The following is a 7,921-nucleotide window of genomic DNA, read 5'->3' as shown; positions in this document are numbered from 1 at the left end:
CACGGGGCGGCCGGGCTCGGCGAGCAGGCCGTCGAGCAGCGTCCCGAAGGCGCGCGCCCAGTGGCGCACGGTCTCCCGGTCGAACAGGTCCGCCCGGTGGACGAGGTGGGCGGCCAGCTCGTCGCCCTGGCGTTCGACGTTCATGAGCAGGTCGAACTTGGCGTCGTCCAGCAGCAGCTCGACGCGCTCCGCGGTGGCGCCGGGCAGGTCGAGAGCGAACGAGGTGTCGTCGTCGTAGGCCAGCATCACCTGGACGAGCGGGTCGTGGCTCAGCTCCCTGCCGGGGGCCAGGGCCTGCACCACGGCTTCGAACGGGGCCTCGTGGTGCGGCCGGGCCGCGAGGAGACGGTCACGCACCTGGCCGAGCAGGTCCGAGAACTCCGGGTCGCCCGACAGGTCGGCGCGGACGGCGATCGTGTTGACCAGCAGGCCGATCATGGCCTGCACGTCCGGGTGGTCGCGGCCGGCCACCGGGACGGCGATGACGAGGTCGCGCTGGCCGCTGATCCTCGCGAGGAACGCGGCGAACGCCGCGAACATCACCATGTACGGCGTCGCGTTCCGCCCGGCGGCCACCTCGGCCATGCGCTCACGCGTGCCGGGGGCCAGCGGGACGCGTACGACGCCGCCGGCCGCCGACTGCACGGCGGGGCGTGGCCGGTCGGCGGGCAGGGCGAGCGTCGTGGGAGCGTCCTTGAGGGTGTCCGCCCAGAACGCGACGGACTCGTCCATGGTGTGCAGCCGTTCCCGCTGCCAGACGGCGTAGTCGGGGTACTGCGGCACAAGCGGCCCGGGGTCCGCCGGGGACCCGCCGGTGGAGGCGAGCCGCCGGTAGGCGCCGGAGACCTGCTCCAGCAGCAGCCGCAGCGACCAGCCGTCGCACACCAGGTGGTGGACGGTCAGCAGCACGAGGTGGTGCTCGTCGGCGACGACGTGGACCACGCAGCGCAGCAGCGGTCCGGCCTCCACGTCGAACGGCGCCGCCGCCTCGGCCTTCAGCCGGGCGTGCGCCCGCGCCGCGGGCACGTCCCGCTCGACGCGCAGCGCGACCCGCACCTCCTCCGCGACGACCTGCACATAGCCGCCGTCGTGCGGCTGGAACACCGTGCGCAGCGACTCGTGCGCGGCGACCACCGCCTCCAGGGCCGCGCGGAACGCCTCGACGTCGAAGCGCCCGCGCACGTCGAAGGCCACGGGCACGTTGTACTGGGCGGTGCCCGGGTTGAGCTGGTCGAGCACCAGCATTCTGGCCTGCGCCGGTGACACGGGGAACTCGTACTTCTCCATCACGACTCCCGGAGGATCGGCTCGACGACTCTGGCGATCTCGGCGGCGGGGCCGGGTCTCAGCAGGTCGCTGTGCCCGCACCCGAGGTCGTGCACCCGCACGTGGCGGGAGGAGCGGCTCCAGCGCTCGGCCTTGACCGCCGAGTCAAGGCCGCCGGGCTGGGCGGTGGCCGAGAACAGCAGCACCGTCCCGTCGTACGGCGGCGGCCGGTAGGTGACGGCCAGCCGCAGGTGCCCGGCCACCGTGCCGGCCACGGCGGCCAGGTGCCGGTCGGTCAGCCCCGACAGCGGGCCCTCGCTGCCGCGCACGGCGGCGAACACCCGCTCCGGCTCCAGCCGTCCGGGCTGTGCGTAGGGGTGCAGCGTGCGGGTGCGCAGCAGGATGGTCAGCGCCTCCTGCTCGACGGCGTCGGGGTCGGGGTCCTCGCCGGGCGGCCAGGGGACCGCATCCAGCGAGGCGACCAGCCCCACCCGCCGGCCGCTCTCTCTCAGGCGGGCGGCCATCTCGTACGCGAGCAGCCCGCCGAAGGAGTGACCCAGCAGCAGGTACGGCCCCTCGGGCTGGGCCTTGAGCAGCCGCGCCAGGTAGTCGTCGGCCAGCTCCCGCATGGTGCGGGGCAGCCGCCAGTCCGGGGCGTCGAGCACCGGCGACTGCAGCGCGTGCACCGGCCGGTCGTGGGGGAGGTGGGGGAGCAGCGCGGTGTACGACCAGCCGATGCCCCGGCCGGGGTGCACGCAGAACAGCGGCGCCCCCTCGCCGCCGTCCCGGAGCGTCAGCAGCGGCGACAGATCCAGCTCGGCCGGCGCCTGATCGAGCCGGACGGCCAGCTCGGCGGGCGTGGGGGCCTCGAACAGGGCGGCGATGGAGGTGCGGACGCCGATCGCCGACTCGATCGCGGCGGTGAGCCGCATGGCCAGCAGCGAGTCCCCGCCCGAGGCGAAGAAGTCGGTGTCCGCGCGTGCCTCCGGCAGGCCGAGCACCTCGGCGAACAGGCCGCGCAGCTCCTTCTCGCGCGCGGAGCCCGGCTCGGACGGGCTGTGCGGGCCGGTGTCCCCGCGGGTCCCGGGCGGCCCGGGGGCGGGCAGGGCGGCGCGGTCGACCTTGCCGTGGGGGGTGAGCGGCAGACGGTCGAGCGGCACGTACCGCGAGGGGAGCAGATACCTGGGCAGCCGGGCGGCGGCGTACGCGCGGGTCCGCTCCAGCGTCCTTCCGGGCACCACGTACGCGATCAGCCGCCTGCCGCCCCCTGGCGCGTCGGCGGCGGTGACGACCGCGCGGGACACGCCGGGCGAACTCTCCAGGACGGACTCCACCTCGCCCGGCTCGATGCGGTGACCGCGGATCTTCAGCTGGCCGTCCGCCCGGCCGGCGAACTCCAGCTCCCCGGCGAACGTCCACCGCGCCAGGTCGCCGGTCCGGTACATCCGCTCGCCCGGCGCGAACGGGTCGGCCACGAACCGCTCCGCCGTCAGCCCCGGCCGGCCGAGGTAGCCGCGGGCCAGGCCCGTCCCCGCGATGTACAGCTCGCCGACGACGCCGGCCGGGGCCGGGCGCAGGCGCGCGTCCAGGACGTACACGCGGGTGTTGTCCAGCGGCCGGCCGATCGGCACCGGTCCGCTCCCGGGCTCCGCTCCCACGGGATGGGCGGTGGCGAACGTCGTCGTCTCCGTGGGCCCGTACCCGTTGACGACCCGTACGCCGTGCCGGGCCGCCCGGCGGACCGCGTCGGGCGGCAGCACGTCGCCCCCCGCCCACACCTCGCCCGCCGCGGCCAGCGCGCCGGGCTCCAGGTCGGCCACGGTGCGGAACAGCTCGGCCGTCAGCCACACCGCGTCCAGCCGGCCGCGCTGGATGGTCTCCGGCCGCAGCGGGCCCGGCGGGGCGATGACCACGGTGCCGCCGTTCAGCAGCGGCGCCCACACCTCGTACGTGGCCGCGTCGAACGTGTGCGGGCTGTGCAGCAGCACCCGCCGGTGCCCGGCGAAGCGCCGGTCGGCGGCCAGCTCCGCGATGTTCGCGTGGGTGACGACGACGCCCTTGGGGGCGCCGGTGGAGCCGGAGGTGTACATGACGTAGGCGGCCGACCCGGGGTGCACGGGCCTCGGCGTGAATCCGTCCCCGGCCGCGGCCGGCGGGCTCGTCAGGACGATCCGGGCGCCGCTGTCGCCGATGAGCCGGTCGAGGCGGGCCCGCGGCTGCCCGGGATCGAGCGGGACGTAGCAGCCGCCCGCCTTCAGCACCGCCAGCTGCGCGACCACCAGGTCGGGCGAGCGCTCCATGAGCAGCGCGACCGGCGTCTCCGGTGCCACGTCGAGCGCGGCCGCGACCTGGCCGGAGCGGGCGTCCAGCTCGGCGTAGGTGAGGGTGTGCCCGCCGTGCTCGACGGCCACGGCGTCCGGGGTGCGGGCCGCCTGCGCCGCGAACCGCTCGGGCACCGATCCGCCCGCCCGCTCGCGCGCGGCGCCGTTCCCGCTCACCAGCAGCCGCCGCTTCTCCGGCTCGGGGAGCACGTCACCGTGCTCCGAGCCCCCGGCGAGCAGCTCGAACGCCCTGGTCAGCCGGGCCCCGACGGCCTCCGTCTCGGCGCGGCCGACCAGGTCGGCGCGGTAGCCGAGCCGCAGCCACCACCGCTCGCCTGCGACGACCGTGACCGTGAGCGGGTAGTGGGTGGCGTCGCGCACTTCAGTCAGGCGCACACCGGAGGAGGCCAGGCCGTCGCGGGGGTAGTTCTCGAAGGCCAGCAGCGTGTCGAACAACTCGCCGGCGCCGCGCCGCACGTCGGCCAGACGTACGTGGTGGAAGGCCGAGAGCCTGGCCTGCTCGTCCTGCAGGCGCTGCAGCAGGCCGGGCTCGCCCGTCCTGACCCGGACCGGCAGCGTGTTGATGAACAGCCCCACCATCGACTCGACGCCCGCCAGCTCCGCCGGGCGGCCCGACACCACCGTGCCGAACACCACGTCGGAGCGTCCGGTCAGCCGCGCCAGCACCAGCCCCCACGCCGCCTGCGCCAGCGTGTTGACGGTCACGCCCGACCGGCGCGCCCGCCGGCGCAGCGCCTGGCTCAGCTCCGCCGTCAGCTCGGCCTCCACCGTGCCCTGCCGCATGCTCGCCGCGCCGGCGTTCGCGGACCTGCCGGGCCGGAGCAGGGTCGGCCCCGGCAGGTCCGCGAGCGCGGCCCGCCACTCGCGCGCCGCCCGCTCGCCGTCCTGGCCGCGCAGCCAGGCCAGGTGGTCCCGGTACGGCGGCGCGGGCGGCAGCGGGTCCCCGCCCGCGTAGAGAGCGGCCAGCTCGCGCGCCAGGATCGGCATCGACCAGCCGTCCACGAGGAGGTGGTGCATGGTCAGCACCAGCTCCCGCCGCCGCACCAGCGTGGCCCGGACCAGCGGCGGCCTGGTCACGTCGAACGGGCGCAGCCGGTCGCCCTCCAGGATGCGTTCCAGCTCGGCGTCCGAGGGCGGGTCCACCTCGGTCCACGGCAGGCGCACCCGACGCGGTACGAGCTGCACCGGGCGGTCCAGGCCCTTGTGGCGGAAGCAGACGCGCAGGTTCTGGTGCCGGTCGAGCAGGGCCTCGACGGCCGCCCGCAGCCGGGCCGGGTCCACGGGCCCGTCGACGGCGAACCTGGCCTGGATCACGTACACGTCGTCGCCGCCGTACAGGGCGTGGAAGAGCAGGCCCTCCTGCGCGGGGGAGAGCGGCAGCACGTCGGCCAGCGCGCGGCTCACCAGTCGCCGTCCAGGTCGGCCTCAAGAGCCTCGATCTGGCTCTGCGTCAGCTCGACCAGCGGGAAGTCCGAGCTGGTCGCGCCGCCCTCGCCCGCCTTGCCGGCCAGCTCGGCGAGCGCGCGTGACCATTGCCCGGCCAGCTCCCCGGCGCGTTCCTCGCTGACCGCCTCGGCGGCGTAGGACCAGCTCGCCACCAGCCGGGCGCCGTCCCCGCCCTGCCGGGCGACGGCGTCCAGCTCCACCGCGTACGCCATCGGAGCGTCCGGCATGCCCGACAGCTCGCCGTCGAACCTGCCCAGGTAGTTGAAGCGCAGGTCGGCGGCGGGCAGCGCGGCGAGCCTCGGCGCGGTGTCCCGGTTGAGGTGGCGCAGCAGCCCGTGGCCGAGCCCTCCCGACGGGACGGCGCGCAGCCGTTCCTTGACGCGTTTGAGCGCGGCGGCGGGCTCTCCCGAGGCGTCCAGCCGCACCGGGTGCTGGACGGTGAACCAGCCGACGGTGGCCGAGACGTCGATGTCGCCGTTGGGGTCGCCGTCGGGGTGGCCGTCGGGGTCGCCGGTGAAGGCGCCGGTGAAGGCGTCCCTGCCGTGCCGTTCGACGTCGACGAGCACGTCCGTGCCGCCGCGCCAGCGTGCCACGGCGATGGCCAGCGCGGTCAGCAGGACCTCGTCGGGCCCGCAGCCGAACGCGGCGGGCAGGTGGGTGAGCACCTGCTCGGTGAGGCCGGCGGGCAGCCGGGTGGTCAGGGTCGTGCGCGGGCCGCCGCGGCCTTTCCACCCCGGGGCCAGCAGCGTGGCGCCGTCCGCCGCCGTCTTCTCCCAGAAGGGCAGCTCCGCCACCCGCTCGGGACGCCGCGCCTCGGTGGCCAGCAGGCGGGCCCAGCGGGCGAACGAGGTGCCCTGCGCCGGCCCGCCTGAGCCGGGGGAGCGCAGCAGCGCCTCCAGCTCCGGGCCGAGCAGGCGCCATGAGACGCCGTCCACGGCGAAGTGGTGCGCGGTGACGACCAGCCGGTCCGGCGCGGGCCAGGCCGCGGCCAGCATCCGGCCGCTCCCGGGGTCGAGCGGCGGGGCCACGTCCGGCCGGGAGTCCGCGCCCGGACCGGACCGGCTCGGGGCCGCCCGGCTGAACGGGACCTCCGGCGCCTCCTCCGGGGGCAGGACCTCCAGCTCCCAGCCGCCGTCCGCGTGGCGCAGCAGGCGCGTGCGCAGCGCCGCGTGCCTGACCGTCAGCGTGCGCAGCGCCGCCCGGATGCGCTCCTCGTCCACCCCGGCGGGCACGGGCACGGCCAGCGACTGCGTGAACGTGCCGAGCGGGCCCCCGTGCTCGCGCCACCAGTGCATGATCGGCGTGATCGGGAACCGGCCAGCGGGGGAGTCGGTCACGGTGCGGGCGCTGACCCGGGCGACGTCCGCCAGCGCGGCGGGGGTCCGCGCGACGAACACCTCGCGCGGCGTCAGACCCAGGCCCTCAGCCCTGGCCCGGCTGACGAGCTGGATCGCCGTGATGCTGTCGCCGCCCAGCCGGAAGAAGTCGTCCTTCGCCCCCGCCTCGGGCACGCCCAGCAGCTCGGCGAACAGCGCGCAGAGCGTGGCCTCGCGGTCCGTGGCCGGCTCGCGCGACGCCCGGGAGGAACCGGGCGCCGGCGGGTCGGGCAGCGCGGCCCGGTCCAGCTTGCCCTGCGGCGTGACCGGCAGCTCGTCCAGCACCACCAGGTCGCCCGGCACCATGGACGCGGGCAGCGACGCCCCGGCGTGGGCCAGGACGTCCGCGGTGTCGCACGAGCCGGCCTCGCGGGGCACGAGGTAGCCGACGAGCCGGCCGCCGCGCGGCGCGACCGCCGCCCTGGCGACGGACCCGTGCCCGGCCAGCACCGCCTCGATCTCCGCCGGCTCGATCCGGTGGCCGCGCACCTTCACCTGGTCGTCCGCCCGGCCCAGGAACTGCAACTGGCCGTCGGCCCGCACGTGCGCCAGGTCCCCGGTGCGGTACATGCGTTCGCCGGGCGGGCCGTACGGGTCGGCGACGAACCGCTCGGCGCTCAGCCCGGGCCGGCCGAGGTAGCCCCTGGCCACGCCGGGCCCGGCGACGTACAACTCGCCGGGCACCCCCACAGGCAGCGGGCGCAGGCGGGCGTCCAGGACGTACAGGCGGTGGCCCGCGAGGGGACGGCCGATCGGCGGGAGCCCGCCGCCGGGGGTGAGCGGGTCGCTGACGCTGGCGGCGACCGTGGTCTCCGTCGGCCCGTACGCGTTCCAGAACCGTACGCCCGGCCACGCCGACACCAGCTCGGCCGGGCACACGTCGGCGCCGGACGCCAGCCCGCGCAGGCCGGGGTAGTCGCCGGGCGGCACGGTCGCCAGCACCGCCGGCGGGATCAGCCCGAACGTGACCCGCCGCAGCCGCAGCACCTCGGCCAGGTCCGCGCCGGCCAGCGGACCGGGAGGCGGGACGACGAGCGTGCCGCCCGAGCCGAACGCCATGCACAGCTCGGCCACCGAGATGTCGAAGGACGGCGCTCCCAGCTGCAACACGCGGCTGCCGGCGTCGAGCCCGAACGCCGTCACGAGGGTGTGGGTCAGGCTCGCGACGCCCGCGTGGCCCACCACCACGCCCTTGGGGCGGCCGGTGGAGCCGGAGGTGTACATCACCCAGGCGGCGTCGTGCGGCCGGATCGCGGGCAGCGCCCCGCCCGGCGCGGACGCCGCGGGCGGCAGGCGCTCGATCGTCAGGTCCGGCAGTACGCCGGGCTCGGCGACCAGCAGCCTCGCGTCCGCGTCCGCGACCAGGTACGCGAGCCGTTCGAACGGATGGTCCAGGTCGAGCGGCAGGTACGCGGCGCCCGCCCGCTGCACCGCCAGGATCGCCACCACCAGGTCCGCGGAACGCCCGAGCGCCAGCGCCACCACCCGCCC

3 protein-coding genes are annotated in these 7,921 nt (G+C 76.6%); all 3 read right to left on the bottom strand.

Going from position 1 to position 7,921, the window contains the following annotated elements; genetic code table 11:
* Positions 1-1,287, bottom strand: a 1,287-nt coding sequence (locus E1267_RS41060) for a condensation domain-containing protein (protein ID WP_246064648.1), incomplete at its 3' end; no start/stop codon positions are given.
* Entirely contained in the window at positions 1,287-5,012 is a 3,726-nt protein-coding gene (locus tag E1267_RS41055) for a non-ribosomal peptide synthetase (RefSeq protein ID WP_132341303.1), read from the bottom strand. The genes E1267_RS41060 and E1267_RS41055, both read right to left, overlap by 1 nt.
* Positions 5,009-7,921 (bottom strand): non-ribosomal peptide synthetase (locus E1267_RS41050; RefSeq protein ID WP_132341301.1); only part of this gene is annotated, 2,913 nt, incomplete at its 5' end. The genes E1267_RS41055 and E1267_RS41050, both read right to left, overlap by 4 nt.

The sequence above is a fragment of the Nonomuraea longispora genome (genome assembly GCF_004348345.1).
GTDB classification, from domain to species: domain Bacteria; phylum Actinomycetota; class Actinomycetes; order Streptosporangiales; family Streptosporangiaceae; genus Nonomuraea; species Nonomuraea longispora.
This window is presented reverse-complemented; position numbering and strand designations above follow the sequence as displayed.